Raw genomic sequence first — 21509 nt, forward strand, 5'->3', positions numbered from 1 at the left:
ACTAATGACCGTGGGTTCAGTAGACAGCATTCGTAATTTACCTGCTGCGGCATTAGTTGGAACAGATATTTTTTGGTATTTCGGTTTGGCTTTGTTTTTCTTTTTATTGCCCAGTGCCATTATTGCAAGCTGGTTTTCCTCTAAATCCCATGAAGGAATTTATGGGTGGGTAAAAATTAGCTTGGGGAAAAAAGCGGGGTTTATCGCTATTTGGTTTCAATGGATGCAGAACGTCCTTATATATCCTACATTTTTCAGTTTTATAGCAGGTGCATTTTTGTATTGCATTAATCCAAATCTTATTGAAAATAAAACGCTCCTGTTTATTATAATTAACATACTCATCTGGTGTTTAACTTGGATCAATATATAAGGATTCCATTTATCTAATCGATTGACCATTTTTTGCTCCATATTTGGACTTTTACTCCCTTTCATTTTAATTTTGACTATAGGATTGATCTGGGTAATTATTTATCCTCATTCTCTAAACCTTGTAACACATTCTCATCAAGATTCATGGACATCTCTAACAGCAATCATCCTTTCTTTTTGTGGTATTGAAATTGCTGGCGTTCATACGCAAGATTGCAAACCTGGAGCATTTCCCAAGGCTATTGCTCTTTCAGTAATTATTATTTTTGTTACGATGCTCTTTGGTTCATTGACTTTGGCTTTGCTACTTTCGCCGAGTCAATTAAATTTTATTAGTGGTATCCCTCAGCTATTTCAAGTTTTTTTTACTCAAATACAATTTGCTAAACTGAGTTTCATTGTTAATGTTTTAATCGTGGTAGGTTGTATTGGTTGTGCCAATAATTGGCTAATCTCCCCGATTAAAGGTCTATTATTTGCAAGTAATGAGCTCAATAATTCAATCAAACAATCCTCCTCTGGATTACTGATTATACAGGCATGTGGTGTATCATTTATCAGTACCCTTTTTTTATTATTACCGAGTATTAATACATCCTATTGGTTCATGATAACTTTGGCTACCCAAATGTATTTGTTTATGTATGTGTTTATGTTTGCTGGTGCAATACGATTAGCCAGGCGAGAAAAAAAACACGGTTCCTGGTTCATTATTTTATCGTCGATTCTCGGATTTATTGGCATTACTATTTCACTCGCCATTAGCTTTACTCCTCCTAACTCGCTAAAATATGGCTCGTTGCTGCATTATGATTTATTTATTATTAGCTGTTTGTTACTTATCACTTCCTCAGCGATGTTATGGAAAAAAATTCTTTATGATCGAGTGACTAACGAATTATCTAAAGGATCTCATGCGAGCTAAATTCAGGCGTCAACGAGATCATAGATTAACATCTTGATTTATCAGTCCTTTACTAAAAGTATTCTTTACTTAAGATGAAAATAAGACTATAATTTGTACAGAATAATTATCCTAAAGGAGTTCTCTGTGCCTAACTCTGCGCAATCAGTCTCAATGACATTGAATTCGAGTCAGCTTGAACAATGGTTTGCTACTATAGAAAGAGACAATGCACCAAATACATCCGAAACAAATCCTCATTTAGCTACTCAATTTCTTGCACGTTTTGGACTAAGAGAAGCCAAACAAGTAGTTGAGTTTCTGAAAACAACTGGCGGAAACGAAACTATCAATATGATAGCCCAAGAACTAATGAAGGAAGAGGCGAAAGCTCAATTGATTAGAGAAAGTACAGCAGATGAAATGCTCCGACAGCAGCGTTTGCTTTTTCTTCTCATGACATTAATTTCCAAGAATAAAGCACATGTAGAACATGTTAATGAGATGACCCAAGAGCAAATAGATAAACAGCTTAAAGAAACCAAAGCTGAAGCGAAAAAGAACTCGTTAATTGAAATGCATATTGCCGATGCTAATATGCGGGCCAATGAAATTCTAAAGCTTGACAAAGAACTTAAAAAACTAGAAAGTGAATTAACTAACTTGGAACAAGAGCTACAAGAGCTCGAAGAAGAATGGTTGGAGATAGAAGAAATTAATGCTGATATTTCCGACTATCTGGAAGAACTCAACGAGTTTCTTCAAATACCTCTATTAATCGATCAGCCTATAGCTGAATATATTACGCATGCAAACAAACAGGTAACATCACTATCAGCAGAGTTAGAGACCCTTAGAGCACTGCAAACGGCACAAGCGCCTACTGCAAGCAATGTTGATAGAGTACAGGAAACAACCGTACACCGCCTTGATAAAAGAATGCAACATTTGGAAAAGCGACTTGCTTTATTTCAATCTCAACTAGAACAGCCGCCTCAAACTCGTGAAGAATTATATCAACAGTTAATTGATCGGGTTAAAGCTCGATTAAATGAACAAGTAGCGTCAAACGAAGAAATACAATTGCCTACGCATCGCGCAGGTCAAATAGAAGGTTTAAGATTGCAAGAACGCGGATTTTCACAAGCACTGCAATTTATAAGAAAAGAAAAAATTCTCCTTAACTCTCAGTTAGAGCCTGTTAACGATTTCAGTCAAGCCCAATTTATTATTGACCCAAGTCAAAAGGCTCGTTATCGACGGTATGGAGACTCATATGCTGTTTTTTCAGAAAATATGGATCCCGATCATGCCAGTGAAAAAGACTTGTTACAGGCCAAACTAAACTATGAAAAGCTAAAACCAGATATTTGTACCGTTACCTTTTTCCACAATAACCGCAAACAAAATCAAACAGAAATGTTTAGGACTCGTTCTCAAAATTGCCAAAGTCGATTACAAGACTTGATGAGTCGTATAGATAGCCATCAAGAATTTAACCCAGCAGCTATGGTTAACATTAGGAAAGTCCCCCAAAAGCGTCTAAAGAACATCATATCAATAATAGCAGCCTTTCCGTTTTATTAATTTCATTTAATTTTAATTATCAACCGACAATTTATGACTATACTTTAAAAACATTGGTTTAAAATCAGACTAACCCAGGTGAAATAAGATGATGTTAACATATTTAAAATATCATATCTTAAAGTGCATCCCTGTCAAAGAAGCATCTACAGAAGAAGAAAAAAATAAGATTTATAAGTTCAGATATGAAGTTTATCATGAAGAGCATAAGATGATTGAAGAAAATTATGATCATCAACAAAAAATTCTTAAAGATGCATTCGACGATAAAAAAAACTCATTACACACCTATACGACTAATAAAACAAATATTTCAAGTGCATGCAGAGTACATTATTTAGAACGAGGATTAGTACCAGAAGAAAATAATTTGAAGTATTTTTACATGAGTTACCTCTTGCTCATAATCAATCAATAGCATTTGCGGAAAGGCTGGCAGTACAGCGTTGTAAACGAGGTAAATATCTTGTTGTTTTGCATACCATTCATATCTCGACCCGGTTAATTCGCGATTTTAATAATTATTTTTCATTTGCAAGTTGCTCTCCTGGTTTACTCAAACATTACATGTTGCTCGGTTATAGACCCTATACCACAGAACTCATACAGTTTGATGACAGGGTGGAAATTCCAATTGTTGTAATGCCTGATATGCAGTTTTTGAAAAACATGAAATCAATAAATTATCCTCTAATGAAAAAATACTGTCCTAAATCTTTAAAAGATGACTATGAAAATTTTCGGCCAGATGTCCTGGAAAACTACCTTACATCGGATAAAACTATCGATGATATAGATTCTACTTATTTTTCAAAGTATAAAAAATCATTTCTATACCATTTAAAAAAAGAGACCATTAACTTTCTTATCAAAAATTGTTACTTTTTAAATCTTAAAAGAGGATCGCTGTTATTTAGTGAGAAGGAACACCATCAGGAGCGATTTGCTCTTTTAAAGGGTGAACTTATTGTATCCAAAAAATCAATAACTATTTTGCAAATCCATCCTGGCGATATTTTCGGTGAGTTTGGGACATACCATGATAACTATTTAAGACATGTGTCCGTAACGGCACTGGAAGACTGTAGATTAATGGTTATCCCGCGTAGCTTCGAAAAAAGACTATTTAATTTTGATTCGTCTCTTTATATCAACTTTATCGAATCTTATATAAAAAGCATTTCAAATCGAGAAAAAAAAATTGATCATTAAAATTATTTCTAAAAATAGATAGGAGATTTATATGTCTAACGCTGAGATGTTTTCAAGAAATTATGGGTATATAGATAATGATATTCAAAAAAAATATGTGAAGTAAAAATATTAATAGCCGGTTGTGGTCTAGGTAGTTATATTGCAGAAGCACTTGTGCGATTGGGATGCTCTAATTTTATATTGGTCGATCACGATACAATTGATATCCACAATTTAAATCGTCAAAACTTCATTTACACTGATATTGGTCATTTTAAGTCTGAACGCTTAAAAAAGAGGATGCAATTGATAAATCCTGCGATTAACGTTGAATGTATAATCGAGCCTATTTCAAAAGAAAATGCTCGAAAACTTGTCGAAAATGCGGATATCATCATAGATACAATAGATTTTTTAAGTGTAAAAGGACTTGTTGCGCTCTACGAACAATGTTATTTGCAAAGTAAACCGGTTATAAGCTCAATTAATGCAGGGTGGGGAGCCATTGCCTTTTATATCCCGGCTTCAAATCAGACAAAAAACTGGTTTAAAGAAATCTTCAACATTTCTAGTGTCGACACTGCTGAGCCCATGGAATATGCCTATTACTATAAACAGCTTATTTATCGAATCAAACCCCATCTTCCCGAAGAGGTATCTACAAATTTAATTAATGTATTTGATCTCATGGCCGAGAATAAGCCCTGCCCAGCATCACAGCTTTCTGCGGGGGCATTTGCATCCGCATCTTTATGCGCAACTATTTTTTATCGTGTACTTGCAAATAAAGAGATTGTCGCACTTCCATATGCGATGGCGTTGGACATGAATATTATTGCATTGAATCCAGCTTTTCCTTTGTCATAAGTGTATAAAGAAATAATTCTGAATAATAATTATGCGATCAGATAATGAGATGAGAGAGATTTGTAGGGGTATCATTGTAATTTAAACAAGCTTCTTTGGAATTTAACTCCCCTTTTGCAACTAGACCATGGCAGTTTATAAATTCACCATATTTACCGTTAAAATTTATACCGAAACTGAAACCCGATTCGTCTAAATTTCGACCATTCCCAGCACAAAGTTCCAGATTAGTGAGCTGGAATCCTAATTCAGTAAGTTGCTTATCAAGGACTTCTAAAATTTCTTCATCATCAAACAAGCCATTTGGATAGTGTGAGCTATTGAATCCTATTACTGCTTCAATTTCAGCATCCTTAGGCGCATTAGCCACCATTGCAGCTACAACTTCTTTTCCCACTTCTGAATCTAAAGCATAGCTCGTAATACCTCCTGGTAAATGGATCATAGACAGGCGCTTAACTTCATCGTTTCCCTTGATAAAAAATGCAAATGATACGCATTCAGTCATTCCAGAGGTAAAAATTCCATGGGCGTCCCCTGATTCAATATTAATCACGTTTCTTGGATCGCACTCAGCATAGAAAGGTGCGTATTTATATGAAATAACATCGTCATCAATCGGATCTATGTACATAATTAACCTCGCACAGGATAATTATAGTACTTTATGGATAATTATTAATTAAGCCAGATGGAGTAGTTATCTATAGGCGTAGTAGTTACGGTTGGTATAAGAGTGCCTGAAATAGAGGACATGTAAGAATTTACGGTTTCCCGGTGGCATCTCATCCTCTATCGTTTAATCTTGCATTATGTTAGCATGCTAATCATTAAGTTGTTAATTGGTTTTAGAACATGAAGCTTTACTGTCAGTTATCGTATGAAATAAGCCGTGGTTGGCCCTTTATCGCGGATATCAATTTTCTTTTCTTAATTATTGTTATGAATCCTCTAACTCTCACGCAACGCTCTACTGCCTTTGAGGCTACAGATAAGATGCTTTGGGTATGGCAAGTATTGAGTAAAATTCTTTTAAAGATCGATGAGACAATATTCGTTTATTCAAAGATACTCCCTAGACGTTGCTTTTCCAAATTGAAAAGGAGAAGCATATGAAACCTATTTATCGAAGTTTGATTGGACTCATAGGGACAATCACTTTATGTTCATGCACTGTGGGACCTGACTTTATAAGTCCCTCGCCAATAATAAACCAATCATACTCTTCTAAATCGACCTCTCAATTTGGGAATCAAAGCATAGATCTAGCAAAAAAAACATCTCTAACTTGGTGGAAAGAATTCCATTCAATTGTACTCAATAACCTCATGGAGCAAGGCATCAAGAAGAATTATTCTCTAGCTGCCATGCGAGAATCTTTAGCACAAGCCAAAGAGTTGGTTACAGCTTCCCAAGGACAATTATGGCCTCAAGCAGGACTCAATGCGGGTATTGGAAGGCAACAATATGGCCCTGCCACATTCGGACCTGTTAATCTCAGAATTGAACCTTTTTCCTATTATCAAATAGGCCCTAATGCTTCTTTTACGCTTGATGTCTTTGGTGGAACACGGCGAACGATTGAAAAACAAAAGGCATTGGCCTTATATCAACAGCATGAGTTGGATGCAGCATTTCTGACGTTGACGGGGAACATTGCAACAACGTCTTTAACCATTGCTACAATCAAAGCACGAATCGATGTCCTTAAAGATATCATCCAAGATGACAAGAAAAATTTACAGCTGATTCAAAAATCATTTAACGTAGGCTCGTCTTCACGAAGTGATGTTTTAAGTGCGCAAAGCCAGTTAACCAATGATGAAACGTTATTGCCTTCTCTCTATCAACAATTACATGTTGCACAAAATACGCTTAATGTTCTTTTGGGAGTGATACCTGATCATTCACACTCTTTAATTTTTCATTTAAAAGACTTTACATTACCTAAAAAATTGCCATTAGAGCTTCCCTCAGAACTCGCCCATAAAAGGCCGGACATTCTCGCCGCTGAAGCCGGTCTGCATGCTGCCTGTGCCGAAATTGGAATCGCTACTGCGCGTCTTTATCCCAAAATTACCCTCTCTGCCACACTCTTACAGGAAGGAGTAATTCCCGGAGCACCATCAAGTATTTCACCTAATGCATGGAGCCTTTTAAGTAATTTTACAACTCCCGTTTTTTCTGGAGGCACATTGCGTGCACAACACCGTGCCTCAATCCATGCATACCAATCTGCTTTTGCACAGTATCAAGAAGTTGTACTTAACGCATTTTATCAGGTGAGCAACTTATTGTATGCCTTAAAACATGATGCAGAAGAGCTTGCATTACAAAAAAAAGCCATGTTAACCGCTAAAGAATCTCTTCGCATAGCAAGGTTAAGCTTTAGTGCTGGCGTGGTCGGTGTTTTGGAAGTGCTCGATGCAGAGCGATTGTATGCTCAATCGCGCTTGGGCTATGTCAATGCCCAGGCACAAAGATATCAAGATACGATTCAATTGTATCTTGCATTGGGCGGAGGGCTTCACTCTTAAAAATAGTGAAAAAATTAAAAAATTTAACAAAATCAGAATTTTTTTGGTGCAGACGATAGATATTTATTTGCTGTAAGGTATTTATAACTTAAAGCGAATCATGAACTAATGTACAGGTTATGAATTATGAAAAATTTCCCTATGGTACTTTATGAAACTGCAGCAGCTTGGCGAAACTTACTTGATAAGCGCTTAAAACCATTAGGGCTAAGTCAGGCAAAGTGGCGTGCTTTAGTTTTTCTCTCAATTGAGACCTCTCCCCTAACCCAAATTCAGCTTGCTAAAAAACTAGGTCTTGAGGCCCCGACTGTTGTCGGTTTAATTGACCGCTTGGCTAAAGAAGGATGGGTCATTCGACAGGATGCGACTCACGATCGCCGAGTCAAAGTAATCTGCCTCACTGAAAAAGCGACATTGACTCTTGGACAGATAAGAAACACTGCCGATGAACTATCAAAGGAATTACTCGCCTCTCTAACTGAAGCAGAATTAAAAGCATGTATTGCCACACTAGAAAAAATTAAGAAAACCGCCGAGGAATCTTATGAGTAACTCAATAATCATCAAAAAATCAATAACACATCGTTTGCGCAACAGAATAGTTCAATGGAAACGTTTTCTAATCGGAAGCAGCGTCACATTGACGGCATTGGCTGTTGTGTATTTTTGGTTCAATTCTCAGCAATACGTCAGCACAGAAGATGCCTATATCAATGGCAATATAGTACAGATTGCATCACGTGTAACCGGTCAGGTAAAACACCTCTATGTGGATAACAATCAATTTGTTAAAAAAGGTCAAATGATGTTTGAGTTAGACCCTACGCCTTTTGAAGTTGCAGTGGAACAGGCTGAGGCACAATATCTTATTGATAAGACCAATCTACAACATGCTCAATCGACATCAATTCGGACCAGAGAGTTAGTCAGGAACGAAGTAATGTCCCTTCAAGCAGGAGATGATGTAAAAGCAAAACTTAAAAGTGCCAAAGCGGCCCTAAAACTTTCAGAAGCCAAACTCAAAGAAGCCAAAATGAGACTATCTTATACACATGTGGTTGCACCAACTAGCGGATTGGTTAGCAACCTGTCTCTTAGGGAAGGAAATGTAGTTTCAGAAAACCAACCACTATTTGCGATGATTGATAACACCACTTTCTGGGTCGATGCAAATTTTAAAGAAACAGAACTTGAACATATCAAAAGCAATCAACTCGCAACGATTAAAATTGATATGTACCCTCATAAACAATTTACTGGGATTGTGAGCAGTATTAGTGGGGGAAGCGGAACTGCGTTTTCTTTAATGCCGCCACAGAATGCCACTGGAAACTGGGTTAAAGTAACACAACGTGTCCCTGTCCGCATTCAAATCACAACATTAGACTCACAATATCCTTTACGCCTGGGGACCTCTGCTAAGGTAACTGTAGACTTACAATCCATACAGCAGAAGCAAGTGAGCAAAATCTCATGAATCATCCATCAGAAACGTTACCGGCCTCTCGACGCTGGATAATAACCATCGCCATCATGGCTGCCACCTTGATGCAAGTATTAGATACGACCATCGTCAATGTCGCACTACCTCATATTCAGGGTTCACTGGGAACAAGTCCTGATGAAATAACCTGGACTTTAACCAGTTATTTGGTCGCATCCGCCATTTTTATGCCTTTAACCGGTTATTTTACCGATAAGTTCGGCCGAAAATCCTTTCTTCTTATATCCATTATAGGATTTACCATCACCTCTGCTCTATGTGGTGCGGCAACCTCTATCGTGCAAATGGTCGCCTTCAGATTGCTTCAAGGCATTTTTGGGGCTGGGTTAGTTCCTTTGTCTCAAGCCATATTGACCGATATTTTTCCGGATAACGAACGTGGCAAAGCTATGGCTATTTGGGGCATGGGAGTCATGGTAGGTCCTATTTTAGGCCCCTCGCTTGGTGGATATCTTACAGATATTGCCAGTTGGCGATGGACATTTTATGTCAATATCCCCTTCGGGATTGCTGCGACGCTGTTGGTATCTCATTATGTTCCTGATACGCTAAAAAAAGAGCGCAAGATGGATTGGATTGGCATGATACTCATTGCTTTAGCTGTGGGCTCCATTCAATATGTTCTCGATCGCGGGAATCAAATGGATTGGTTTGCTGCCTTGGATATTAGAACTGCTACATTTTTAAGTCTCATCAGTTTGTGTGGATTCATAGCATACAGTATAAAAAATAAGTCCAATGCTCTTTTTGACCTTTCTATTTTTCAAGACCGAAATTTTGTTCTTTCGAGTATGTTACTCTCCGTTCTAGGATTAGGTATGTATGGAACGATGGTCATCCAACCGCAAATGTTACAAGGATTACTCAATTATCCTGTTTTAATTGCGGGATTAATCATGGCGCCCCGCGGAATTGCCAGTATGTTGAGTATGATGATTGTTGGTAAGTTGATTAATCAAATTCAACCACGATGGTTAATTTCGATAGGGGTCTTATTGAGTGCATCAGGGATTTATATCACTACTCAATATTCTCAAGATGTTAGTATAGCCTGGCTCATTTGGCCATTAATACTCCAAGGATTTGGATTGGGATTGATATTCGTTCCATTATCCTCTGTTGCATTTTCAACCCTACCGGTTTCTACTCGTGCTGAAGCAGCTGGATTGTTCAGTCTATTGCGCACCATAGGTTCTTCAGTTGGCATTTCTATTACCATTACGTTTTTAAGTCGACACACTCAAATGGCATGGAACCAAATCGGTGGCTCTATTCAACCCTACAATCCTGCAATTATGGAATACCTGCGTCCTTGGCATCTTAAAGTCACAGATCCGCAGGCCGTTGCCTTATTATTGAATGAGCTGAATAAACAATCTTTAATGCTCTCTTATATCAATACATTCGCGTTTATCATGTGGAGTTTTATCATCATGTTGCCATTTATATTATTACTGAAACAAAATAATTCATCATCTACCGCCACCATCAGTGAATAAAAAGGCTAATTCCTCAATTGAATTATAGAAATGGTGCAAATGCGAACTAAATATTATTTCTACAAAATATTTTAAGAGGACTTGGACATACAGCACAAAAAATATTTGTACTGCTCATAAGATAAACATGCAATACCAAATAAAACTCCTATCATAAAACAGATCCTGATACTACCTTAGCCTTTAAATCAGGGACTCCTGGAACTTTAAAATATAAAGCTCTTGTTTCTATTTTAACAATTAAAATAACTACCGATGCCGTTCATGATTGAGTACGCTCTTTAGAGCTAAATTATACAGCTTATCTTGCTTTTAGGTTTTTTTATATTTTTCCATGATATAAATCAAGGTAATTGAATGGATGGCCTATGTAAAATGTGATGCAAATAACAGAGAAATCAAAAAAATAAACGTTCAACCAAGTGATTGGACGCCTAAATTTGATAAAACTAATGCGAGAACAAAATGAGAGTATTAACTAAAACAATAATTTCTGCATCATTATTTTTATTAGCCATCCCTGCAATTGCAGATTCACCCGTGCTCGTTCGATTACGCGCTATTGGTGTATTACCAAGCGCCTCAAGCTCAACCATAAGTCTCATTGGCGGAGAAGTCACTCAAATAAGCAATCAAGTGGCTCCTGAGCTTGATTTTAGTTACTTCGTTACACCTCAAATTGCAGTCGAACTCATTTTGGCAACCACACGTCACAGTGTTGAGGCGACGAATACAGCTTTAGGTAGTGTGGATTTAGGTAAGGTCAGTGTTTTGCCCCCAACACTTACAGCACAATATCATTTAGATTTTATTCCTCACTTTAAACCTTATATTGGCGCAGGTATTAATTACACCTATTTTTATAATGTCAATAGTGGGCCAGTAGCAACAAACATTCATTATGATTCTAGTTTCGGTCCTGCATTACAAATAGGTGCTGACTTTGCTATTAATGATAATTGGTCTATCAATGCTGACGTTAAAAAAATCTGGGTTAAATCCAATGTAACCGTTTACACCCCTGCCACTCAATTGGAAACTAACGTACATATTGACCCCTGGGTAGTTGGTTTAGGTGTAGGCTATCGAGTGAGTTAGTCGTATAACCTTAACATATTTTCCCCAAGAACAAACGCTCTCTCAGCAAGCGATTAAGAGGTGATTAAATGATTCCTGCAACTGATGTAGTTGATTTGTCTCGATTACAGTTTGCTTTAACAGCATTATACCATTTTTTATTTGTCCCTTTGACTCTAGGTTTTTCTGTTCTCTTAGCAATTATGGAGACCGTTTATGTAATGACTGGAAAAGAAATTTGGCGACAAATGGTTAAATATTGGGGTGTTTTATTTGGAATTAATTTTGTTCTGGGTGTAGCTACAGGTTTAACGATGGAGTTTGAATTTGGGACAAACTGGTCCTATTATTCTCGGTATGTAGGTGATGTATTTGGCGCACCATTAGCTATTGAAGGATTAATGGCATTCTTTCTAGAAGCAACTTTTGTGGGGTTATTTTTCTTTGGTTGGGAGCGCTTATCCAAATTTCAACATATGGTATGTACGTGGTTACTCGCTTTAGGTACTAATTTATCAGCGCTATGGATTTTAATTGCAAATGGATGGATGCAAAATCCAGTGGGAGCTTACTTTGACTATCAAACCATGCGCATGGAGGTTAGTAGCTTTTTCGATATTTTATTTAATCCGGTAGCACAGGCAAAATTTGTACACACTATTAGTGCTGGATATGTTACGGGCTCTATGTTTGTCCTATCCATTAGTGCCTATTTTATATTAAGAAATCGCAATATAGATTTCGCAAAACGATCAATGACTGTAGCAGCCTCATTTGGCTTAGCCTCAGCATTGTCGGTCGTTGTCCTTGGCGATGAGAGTGGCTATCTTGCCAATGACGACCAGAAAATGAAAGTAGCTGCAATGGAGTCAATGTGGGAAACAGAGAAGGCACCTGCTAGCTTAACTCTTTTTGGCATTCCTGACGAGCTAACAAAAACTACAAAATATACTATTAAAATTCCATATGCGTTGGGAATTATTGCGACCCGTTCATTTAACACACCTTTATTAGGTATTAATGAGTTAATTGAGGATGGCAAAGATCGGATTAAAGATGGTCTGCTAGCCTATAATGCGTTAAGCACCTTACAAAGTGATCCCAATAATAAAGATGCGAAAGAGCGTTTACAAAATCATGTGAACAATTTAGGTTACGCCCTTTTGCTAAAAAAATACACAGAAAATCTTAGTGAAGCAACTGAAGAACAAATTAATCAGGCCGCTAATGACCTAAAACCTAAGGTAGCCCCCCTCTTTTTTTCATTCAGGGTTATGGTTGCATGTGGTTTTTACTTTATTTTACTGTTTGCTGTTGGCTTTTACCTCTCTACTAAAAACAAACTACATTCTACACAATGGTATCATCGGATGGCATTTTACTCCTTACCATTGCCTTGGGTCGCAGCGGAATTGGGCTGGATAGTTGCTGAGTATGGGCGACAGCCCTGGGTTGTGCAAGGAGTGTTGCCAACCTTTATGGGCGCCTCTTCTTTATCTATTGGTCAAGTACTGACTTCATTAACTGGATTTGTATTATTTTATACCGTATTGGCAATAGTAGAATTGTACCTTATGGTTAAATACATTCGACTTGGTCCAGATAGGATAGTTACCCATTAGAACCATATATCTTATCTTCATCGCTTAGAGATAAATAAGATTACAACGAATCACCCACATTCAATATGGAGTGTACCATGATTTTAGATTATGAAACTTTAAGAGTAATTTGGTGGCTATTGCTAGGCGTTTTATTAATTGGCTTTGCTATCATGGATGGATTTGACCTGGGTGTCGCTATCTGGTTACCCTGGTTTGCCAAAACGGATACCGAACGTCGTATCTTAATTAATACGGTAGGACCAACTTGGGAAGGTAATCAAGTGTGGTTTATTCTAGGAGGTGGCGCAATTTTTGCTGCGTGGCCTGATCTTTACTCGCTTTCATTTTCTGGATTTTATTTAGCTATGCTGGTTGTTTTACTGTCTTTAATCTTAAGGCCCGTAGGATTTAAATACCGATCTAAACTGGATAATCCTCTTTGGAGATCTACTTGGGATTGGCTACTTTTTGTTGGCGGATTTGTTCCTGCACTCATTTTTGGAGTGGCAGTGGGTAACGTATTACAAGGCGTACCCTTTTATTATGACGACAGTTTAAGAGTGATATATACAGGTACATTTTTTCAGTTACTTAACCCTTACGCCTTGTGCTGTGGGGTACTTTCAGTGTTAATGCTTGCAATGCATGGTGCCTTTTTTATACAAATAAAAACTGAAGGTTCATTGCAGAAAAAAGCAAGAAATGGCGCGCGTTATGTGGCTTTATTGATGACCTTATTATTCATTTTAATGGGCTTTTGGACTAATTTTATTGATGGCTATGTTTTGAATAATGTGATGCCTCATGATGGCCCATCTAATCCGTTATATAAAGAAGTAAATGTTCAAATTGGTGCTTGGTTCACTAACTATAGAGATATGCCGATTTCTCTATTAGTCCCTCTTTTAAGTATTCTGTGTGCCTGGTTAGCTATATTACTAGCCAATAAAGCATTGATGGCTTTTATATTAAGTAGTATCAGTGTTGGCTCATTAATAGCCACAGTGGGCATAAGTATGTTTCCATTCATTCTTCCATCATCGACCCACCCAAAATACAGCTTGATGGTATGGGATAGTTCATCGAGTCAGACCACTTTATTCATTATGCTCATTGCAACAGTAATTTTTCTTCCAATTGTACTAGCGTACACTGCATGGGTTTATCGGGTCCTTCGCGGAAAGGTCAATGAAAAGACTATTAAAGAACAAACAACTTCATACTGATATTAAGGAGAAAAAAATGTGGTATTTCTCTTGGATTCTTGGAACAGGACTCGCTTGTTCATTTGCCATATTAAACGCAATGTGGTTGGAGCTAAGGGATACTGATAAAAAGATATCTACTTCAGAATCGTAAAAAATTTAAGGGTCAGGTAGATTAATAAATGCGCACAAGAAAAGATATTGTCATCATTGGTGCAGGCCCTACAGGGTTAGGCCTGGCAGCTTCCCTTGCCAATACTAATTTAAAAATAGTTATACTGGATAAATTACCAGTTCGGGCTTTGCAATATCCCGATTACGATGGTCGAGAAATTGCCCTCAACACTCCGACTATCAACTGTCTAAAGAGGCTCAATGCTTGGGACAAGATTAATCCGGAATTTATTTTTCCAATTAAACAAGCAAAAGTGCTCAGTGGTGGCTCATCGTATGCATTAGACTTTAACGATAAAGGCGCCCTTTTAGGATATTTAGTCTCAAATCATTTAATTAAAAAAGCATTGTATGAGGTTGTTTGCTCTTATTCTAATATAGAAGTGATAACTGATACTACAGTGGAAGATATTCAAGAAGGTCACCGTACACGTACAGTCTATCTATCTAATCAATCAGTTATTGAAGCATCACTTGTTGTAGCTGCTGATAATCGTTTCTCCGAGTCTCGTCGAAAGCTAGGGATTCCTTCTGATGCCCATGATTTCTCGAAAGTAATGATTTTATGCAAAATAGAACATGAAAGACCCCACCATCATTGTGCTTTTGAATACTTTGACACAGACAAAGTAGTTGCGTTTTTACCTATGTCTAGCCATGCATCCTCACTGGTGATGACGGTTTCTCCCGATAAGGTTGGCTATATAAAAAGTCTAAATGATCAACAACTTATTTCAAATTTAGCGAATCAGTTTGAAAAACAGTTTGGAACGATCCAAACAGTAGGTCAGCGATTTTTTTATCCATTAGTCGGTGTTTATTCTCAACGATTTGTTGATGAACGGTTTGCTTTAATAGGAGATGCAGCCGTAGGTATGCATCCTGTGACAGCCCATGGCTTTAATCTGGGATTGAAGGGGTCTGAATCATTGGCAAATGCAATTCGATGGGCACTTGCACAAAATAAAGATATTGGTTCGATAGAAATTTTAGAGCGTTACCAATCTGAGCATAGGCACGCTACAAAGCTAATGTATCATGGTACTAATTTGATAGTCAGTTTATTCACAACAAATACAGTTTTTGCTCAGCTACTTAGCCAGTGTACCTTGCGACTCGCCAATCACGATTTATTACCTTTTAAACGTATCATTATGGATTATTTGTCAGGCAGAACTAGCCCCATCACTTCGCTTATTGAAAAGGTTCGATTATGTTTTTAAATGATGTTTCTGAACAATTAATATTAAACTATGAGGGGCAGTTTCCACGGTATACTAGCTACCCAACCGCTCCTCACTTTTCTACTGAGATTAATGCGACAACTTATTCGCAATGGCTTCATGCTATCCCAGCCCAGGACACTTTGTCTTTATATATTCATATTCCATTCTGTCAGCAATTGTGCTGGTATTGCGGATGCTATACTAAAATCAGCAACAAAGAATCCGCTGTTGAAGAGTATGTTAAGGTATTAATACAAGAAATAAACTTAGTTACCAGACTACTGCCCCCCCAATGCTTGAACGTGACTCATATTCATTTTGGTGGGGGCTCACCAACCTTATTATCTCCTCAATTATTTTTGAAGTTGATGAGAAGTATTCGAGAGGCATTTCATGTAGCACCTCATGCAGAAATAGCCATAGAAGTCGACCCTCGTACTATCAATGAAGAAAAAATAAGCGCCTATGCTAGTGCCCTTGTGAATCGAATAAGCATTGGCGCACAAGATTTTAACCCCGACGTTCAACAGGCGATCAATAGAGAGCAACCAATCGAATTGGTTCAATCATGCATCAATCTTTTTAGACAGTATAGCATTAACAACATAAACCTTGATTTGATGTATGGATTACCCAAACAAACAATAGAAAGTATTGAAAATAATATAGAAGCAGTTTCTTTATTAAATCCAAGTAGGATTGCCTTTTTTGCCTACGCTCATGTCCGTTGGATGAAAAAGCACATGCAACTAATCCAGGAAGAGGATCTCCCAAATGATGCCAGTCGAATAGAAATGTTTTGCCTGGCTTCTGAACAACTTAAACAAAAAGGCTATTTACCTATTGGCTTAGATCATTTTGCTAAACCAACAGACCCCATGGCACTTGCGTTAAATACAAAAACACTAAAAAGAAATTTTCAAGGATACAGTGTTGAGAGTGCATCTCATCTTATTGGGTTAGGAGCTTCATCGATCAGTCAATTAACTCATGGATATGCGCAAAATACATCCGACCTAAAGCAGTATAAAAACACCGTCATAAATCATCTATTACCCATTGTGCGCGGTATGGAGATCTGCACTGAAGATCAACTAAGGAAAGCGATTATTGATGATATTATGTGTTATCTTGAAGTGGATCTCAAAAAACATTGTGCTGTGTTTAATTATCCTCTTGATTATTTTGATAGTGAACTTCGCTCGCTAGACAACTTAGTTAAAGATGGTCTGGTCGCAATTAACGACTACATAATTCAAATTCACCCCAAAGCAAGACAAATAACCCGAGTTGTAAGTAGCTATTTTGATCGCTTTTTTAAAACCAATACACAAAGACACTCAAGAATCACTTGAAATTAGTAAAATTCAAAAAAGACCGAAGAATGCTTTTCAAACAAGACTTACGCCCCTCCCAAGGCAGACATCTACATTACAGAAGCACCATAATGAAATTTAAATTTATTTTCTTTAAAAATCTTAATGCAGGTTTTACAAACTTCAGGGTCATATAGCTCCCCGCTGTTTTTACATAATTCATCAAGAGCCACATCAATTCCACGAGCAGGCCTATAGGGGCGATGGGAAGACATCGCTTCAACTAAATCTGCAACTGCAAGTATTTTTGCTTCGAGACGGATATCATTACCTTTTAAATGGTTGGGGTAGCCAGAACCATCCAATCGTTCGTGATGCTGATAAATAATCTGAGCTACATCAGGAAGTAAGTTCATATTCTTTACTATTTCGTACCCACTTTGTACGTGCGTCTTTATCAGCTGCAATTCCAAATCGGCTAGCTTTCCCGGTTTACTTAATAACTCAGTAGGTACATTAATTTTTCCTATATCATGGATTATGGCAGCCATTTTTAATTGTTCAATAAGATTTGGATCCACTCCCATTTCTGTAGCAATAGCTACAGCAAGCTGAGCTACCCGCTCTTGATGGCCTGCCGTATACGGGTCTCGTAATTCGACTATTTTTGCCATAGTAACAATTGTATCATCAAGAGATTTTTTAAGATTAGTATAGGCATTTTTTAATTGTTGCTCGGCCAATTTCCGTTCAGTAATATCCAAAACCGATCCAATTACTGCAGGTTTATTTTCTAAAATAGTTTCGGAGCTATAAACTTCCAGGTTGATCTGTTCCCCATTTTTTTTCACGCCCAAAAATTCAAAGTGAAGGGGAATATCTATTTCTTGAGATCTTTTTAACACGGTATCATTCATTCTATAAATCTCATCAGGATGGGCCAAGTTTCTTATATTCATGCCAATCATCTCACCACTAGTATAACCAAATACACTTGCTAAAGCTGAGTTCACATAAGTAAATAGTTCATCCTGGACAATAAAAACGCCAATCAAAGAGTGGCTGCTCAATATGCGAAAACGAGATTCGCTTTCAAGTAATTTTTCTTCGGCTTTTTTTCGAGAAAATGCATTGGAATATAAATGAGAAACCATTTGAAATTTATTAAATTCATCAACCGTCCATATTCGTTCATTACGTATCATATTAAAAGAAATGATACCCATAATATTCTTTTGCTCACCCTTAAGTTGAAAATTAATTACACTCTTGACTCCAAAATAATTAAAGCTCGCTCTATCTAGCTTTGCCTCGGGTGGCAAATCATTTTTTATTGATGATAAAACAAGAGACTCTTCTGATTTAAGTTGTTGTTCGCACCAGGGGAAATAATCTTTAGCATAGGCTTTCTGGGGAATTTCAGGGCCAACTTGCCGGCGATGATAACTATTTAATAAATAATTCGATTTATCAAAGGGTTCCCAGATGACAACGGCATCAATATCGAGCATTTCACAGATTCGCTGCATTCCATCCGCCATTTCTTGATTCAACTGCCCTAATTTTGCATTCAAAAGTCGGTTGGATACATCAGTTAATAATTTGTGAAAAAGAATATTTTTTTCTTGTTCTTCGAGTGCGTGCCTCTGTTCTGTGATATCTAAAATACTTCCAATGATTGCAGGCTGGTGATTTAAGATAATCCTGGTGCTGTAAATCGCGACATGTCTTGTCGCATTATCTGTTGCTAAGATTTTAGCTTGGTATTGCGTCGAAATTAAATTCCCAGATATTTTTTCCAATATTTGCTTCGTCACAAAATCTCTGCTATCAGGATGAAAATGAAGTATTGGGTCGGTTCCAATTAATTCATCTGGAGTACACTTAATGATTTTGGCAAAAGCAGAATTTACATAAGTATAAACATTATTGTTAATAATATAGATTCCAATGAGCGATTGTTCACTTAAGGCTCGGAAGCGTGCTTCACTATCATACAATAAAGCTTCTGTGTGTTTTCGCTCGGTGATATCACGTACTATTGCGAGTAATAAAACTTTATTCCCGAGCGTTAATTTATTTAAACTGACATCGGCCATAAATTTCGAGCCATTTTCACGTTGATGTTCCCATTCAAAAGATTGAGGACCTACAGATAGAGCATGTTCGATTTTTTTAAAAACTTTTTCCTTTGAAAGCTCACCGTCAGGTTGATAATTTGGAGAATAATCGGCTGGAGTGGAACCTATAAGTTTATCATGAGTGGTTTCGAATAATTCTTCAGCTCGTTTGTTGCAGTCAACAAAACAATTTCCATCCAGTACAAAAATCGCATCATATGCTGTTTCAAATAAGGTATAATATTTAGCTGATAAATCATTTATATCTTCCATGAATTTAAACTCGTTTGAGAAATTTTCATATTAGGATGAATAGAATTATGGACTATAAACCGCAAAAAGTGCAAAGTGTGACTTTATCAAGCAAATTGATGCTTTTCTGGAGCATCATAGCCAAACTCTCTTGTTGGGTTTGAATTAACCTTGCAAAATAAAACTTCCTTGACTATATGAAAAAATACTCTTACAACTTGAAAGATATTCCCATTCTCGCCTCAAGGTTTATGGCTAGCTTAATTGATATAAGGAAGTACTTAATTATAGGTTTTTTGTTCTTAGGTTCGCCACTACATGCCTCTTTTATTGAACAAACAATTGGAACTGCTGTAGTAAAAGATGCCACAGCCGTTTACTTCAACCCGGCGGCATTAACTATTTCACCTCATCAACAACTTATCCTTCTAGGCACCTTGGCAAGAGCGCAATTTGAGTTCAGCGGGATTGCGCAAAAAATACCTTTTGGGGGGACTGAATCGGGATCAACTACTTCTAAATCCAATTTTTTCTTGCCTTCTATGTATCTTAGCATCCCTATAAATGAACGATTTGTAGCGGGTTTTGCATTCGTTGCGAATGATTTTAATCGCGAATTGGATAACCAACCGATTCTTCGCTATATTCTTGCACGCAATCAAACGCATAATATTGATTTTATTCCCGCTCTTGGCATTAAAATTAATCAATATCTTTCCATAGGGGCAAACATTAATTTTTCCTATGCTCATCTCATCCAAGAACCTATTGCTGCCGGCATAGCTCGTTTGAATATTCCCGAGAGTAGAAGCTTGAATGACAGTCAAGCAAACAGTTTAGGTGGTGATTTTGGGATACTAATTAAACCCAGTAAAAAAACAGCCTTGGGTTTTAATTATCGCAGTTCAATGACCTATAATTTACAGGGTAGTAGTACAATATCTGGTTTGCAGTACATTTCTTCGGATGATTACCATTTTAAATACTGGACACCAGCAAGAAGTGTTGCGACATTAAGCCATTTTATCAATGAAAAATTAGGCTTTTTAGGAACTGTTCAATACCTGCAATGGAATATTTTTAAAGAAGTTTCTGTCTATAACTTTGCAACTCAAGCGGCCTCCCAAGTCTTTATCATCCCTAAGGCTCGCATTAATTATCACTTTCACAACAGTTGGCTTCTAACCCTCGGGGCAAACTATAAAGTTTCGACAAAGTGGATAGTTCGCGTAGCAGGAACATATAATCAGTCGCCATCGAATGGGAGATTTCAAATTGGCCCTGGAGACAGTTTGGTTACTGGTTTTTCCATGGGATATCAAATGATGAATCATCTCACTGTTGATTTCGGTTATGGCCATGGTTTTTTTAAAAAGGAACATATTAATATCCAAACCTCCCAGAATATTACAACTGGCATTAATGAAGGCGTCCATGACGCCGTCTCACTCAAATTTACGCTCACTTCTTAATGGTAAACTTGAATAAGACAATATTTCATAGTCTCGAGACTGACGTTAGTTTTGAAGATAAGAAATAGATTTGAACAATAGATTACTTCGTTAATTAGTCCAAATTAAAGATCAGTAGTATAGCTATTCGTTATTGTTGATAATTCTGCAAATGCAGAAACAGTATAAGCTATTAACTTGGCGTTTTGAGAAGACTCATTATGCTTGGGAGTCACTTGATTACAAATATCGAAACCATGATCAGTTAATAATTTAACTAAACTATCAAGAGATTTTTCAGGAAGAGACTTGCTAAAAGCAACTTCAGCATGTTTTGAAAATTCTTGAGCTTTATGATATTCCTGTGGTCCGAACTTCCATTCCCCTCCCACGAAGCCTAGTCTCCGATGGACAAAATCGTTATGTTCACTGCTAAAAAAACTAATGGTTAATAGTCCTGGGATAGAGCTTTCCCGCAAGAGCCATACCTCCTTATCCAATTTATTGGGGGCTCCCTCTTTCTCGAGTATTGAATAAGCTTTTCCAGCATCAGTTATAGATGAAAAAATAACTACTTTATTTTCTAATTTGGACTCCAAGGTTACCTCCTGTATATG

The 21509-nt window shown here is 37.2% G+C and carries 18 protein-coding genes and 1 pseudogene; 16 read left to right on the forward strand and 3 right to left on the reverse strand.

Going from position 1 to position 21509, the window contains the following annotated elements:
* Positions 1-4 precede the first annotated feature (4 nt).
* The 5 genes and pseudogenes from DGG96_RS17135 to DGG96_RS17155 all read left to right on the forward strand — a co-directional run bounded on the left by DGG96_RS17135 (position 5) and on the right by DGG96_RS17155 (position 4927).
* A pseudogene (locus DGG96_RS17135) lies at positions 5-1300 on the forward strand (APC family permease).
* Positions 1301-1426: 126 nt separating this feature from the next.
* Positions 1427-2866, forward strand: coding sequence for a hypothetical protein (locus DGG96_RS17140; RefSeq protein ID WP_110143765.1), 1440 nt, complete (start codon positions 1427-1429; stop codon positions 2864-2866).
* Between the two features lie 88 nt (positions 2867-2954).
* A complete protein-coding gene (locus DGG96_RS17145; RefSeq protein WP_110143766.1) occupies positions 2955-3284 on the forward strand; it encodes a hypothetical protein in 330 nt (109 codons plus the stop codon).
* A 203-nt stretch (positions 3285-3487) separates the two neighbouring features.
* The gene (locus tag DGG96_RS17150) at positions 3488-4078 is read left to right on the forward strand and encodes a Crp/Fnr family transcriptional regulator (RefSeq protein WP_158618872.1); all 591 of its coding nucleotides are present in this window, start codon (positions 3488-3490) and stop codon (positions 4076-4078) included.
* Positions 4079-4171: 93 nt separating this feature from the next.
* Positions 4172-4927, forward strand: a complete 756-nt coding sequence (locus tag DGG96_RS17155; RefSeq protein ID WP_110143768.1) for a ThiF family adenylyltransferase — start codon at positions 4172-4174, stop codon at positions 4925-4927.
* 37 nt (positions 4928-4964) lie between these two features.
* Here DGG96_RS17155 and DGG96_RS17160 read toward each other — a convergent pair whose 3' ends face one another.
* A complete protein-coding gene (locus DGG96_RS17160; RefSeq protein ID WP_233590535.1) occupies positions 4965-5561 on the reverse strand; it encodes a hypothetical protein in 597 nt (198 codons plus the stop codon).
* A 478-nt stretch (positions 5562-6039) separates the two neighbouring features.
* On the opposite strand from DGG96_RS17160, the gene DGG96_RS17170 reads away from it, so the two are divergent.
* The 10 genes from DGG96_RS17170 to hemN all read left to right on the forward strand — a co-directional run bounded on the left by DGG96_RS17170 (position 6040) and on the right by hemN (position 17108).
* Complete coding sequence (locus tag DGG96_RS17170) at positions 6040-7464, forward strand: efflux transporter outer membrane subunit (RefSeq protein WP_110143770.1); 1425 nt, start codon at positions 6040-6042, stop codon at positions 7462-7464.
* Between the two features lie 126 nt (positions 7465-7590).
* The gene (locus DGG96_RS17175; protein WP_110143771.1) at positions 7591-8016 is read left to right on the forward strand and encodes a MarR family winged helix-turn-helix transcriptional regulator; all 426 of its coding nucleotides are present in this window, start codon (positions 7591-7593) and stop codon (positions 8014-8016) included.
* Positions 8009-8941, forward strand: coding sequence for an HlyD family secretion protein (locus tag DGG96_RS17180; RefSeq protein ID WP_110143772.1), 933 nt, complete (start codon positions 8009-8011; stop codon positions 8939-8941). The genes DGG96_RS17175 and DGG96_RS17180 overlap by 8 nt, the downstream gene beginning before the upstream one ends.
* Positions 8938-10467 (forward strand): DHA2 family efflux MFS transporter permease subunit, encoded by a 1530-nt coding sequence (locus tag DGG96_RS17185; protein WP_110143773.1) that lies wholly within the window; start codon positions 8938-8940, stop codon positions 10465-10467. Before DGG96_RS17180 ends, DGG96_RS17185 begins: the two co-directional genes overlap by 4 nt.
* Before the next feature lie 465 nt (positions 10468-10932).
* Complete coding sequence (locus tag DGG96_RS17190; RefSeq protein WP_110143774.1) at positions 10933-11565, forward strand: OmpW/AlkL family protein; 633 nt, start codon at positions 10933-10935, stop codon at positions 11563-11565.
* 68 nt (positions 11566-11633) lie between these two features.
* On the forward strand, positions 11634-13166 hold the full coding sequence (locus DGG96_RS17195) for a cytochrome ubiquinol oxidase subunit I (RefSeq protein WP_110143775.1): 1533 nt from the start codon (positions 11634-11636) through the stop codon (positions 13164-13166).
* Positions 13167-13243: 77 nt separating this feature from the next.
* Positions 13244-14374 (forward strand): cytochrome d ubiquinol oxidase subunit II, encoded by a 1131-nt coding sequence (cydB, locus tag DGG96_RS17200; RefSeq protein ID WP_110143776.1) that lies wholly within the window; start codon positions 13244-13246, stop codon positions 14372-14374.
* Between the two features lie 16 nt (positions 14375-14390).
* The gene (cydX, locus tag DGG96_RS17205; protein ID WP_110143798.1) at positions 14391-14507 is read left to right on the forward strand and encodes a cytochrome bd-I oxidase subunit CydX; all 117 of its coding nucleotides are present in this window, start codon (positions 14391-14393) and stop codon (positions 14505-14507) included.
* A gap of 28 nt (positions 14508-14535) precedes the next feature.
* A complete protein-coding gene (gene ubiM, locus DGG96_RS17210; protein WP_110143777.1) occupies positions 14536-15750 on the forward strand; it encodes a 5-demethoxyubiquinol-8 5-hydroxylase UbiM in 1215 nt (404 codons plus the stop codon).
* A complete protein-coding gene (gene hemN, locus DGG96_RS17215; RefSeq protein ID WP_110143778.1) occupies positions 15741-17108 on the forward strand; it encodes an oxygen-independent coproporphyrinogen III oxidase in 1368 nt (455 codons plus the stop codon). Before ubiM ends, hemN begins: the two co-directional genes overlap by 10 nt.
* A 71-nt stretch (positions 17109-17179) precedes the next feature.
* Here hemN and DGG96_RS17220 read toward each other — a convergent pair whose 3' ends face one another.
* Positions 17180-19462, reverse strand: coding sequence for a PAS domain S-box protein (locus DGG96_RS17220; RefSeq protein ID WP_110143779.1), 2283 nt, complete (start codon positions 19460-19462; stop codon positions 17180-17182).
* Positions 19463-19692: 230 nt separating this feature from the next.
* Here DGG96_RS17220 and DGG96_RS17225 point away from each other — a divergent pair, with 230 nt between their 5' ends.
* Positions 19693-20913 (forward strand): OmpP1/FadL family transporter, encoded by a 1221-nt coding sequence (locus DGG96_RS17225; protein WP_110143780.1) that lies wholly within the window; start codon positions 19693-19695, stop codon positions 20911-20913.
* 104 nt (positions 20914-21017) lie between these two features.
* On the opposite strand, the gene DGG96_RS17230 is transcribed toward DGG96_RS17225, so the two are convergent.
* Complete coding sequence (locus DGG96_RS17230) at positions 21018-21491, reverse strand: hypothetical protein (protein ID WP_110143781.1); 474 nt, start codon at positions 21489-21491, stop codon at positions 21018-21020.
* Between the last annotated feature and the right edge of the window lie 18 nt (positions 21492-21509).

The organism is Legionella qingyii (genome assembly GCF_003184185.1).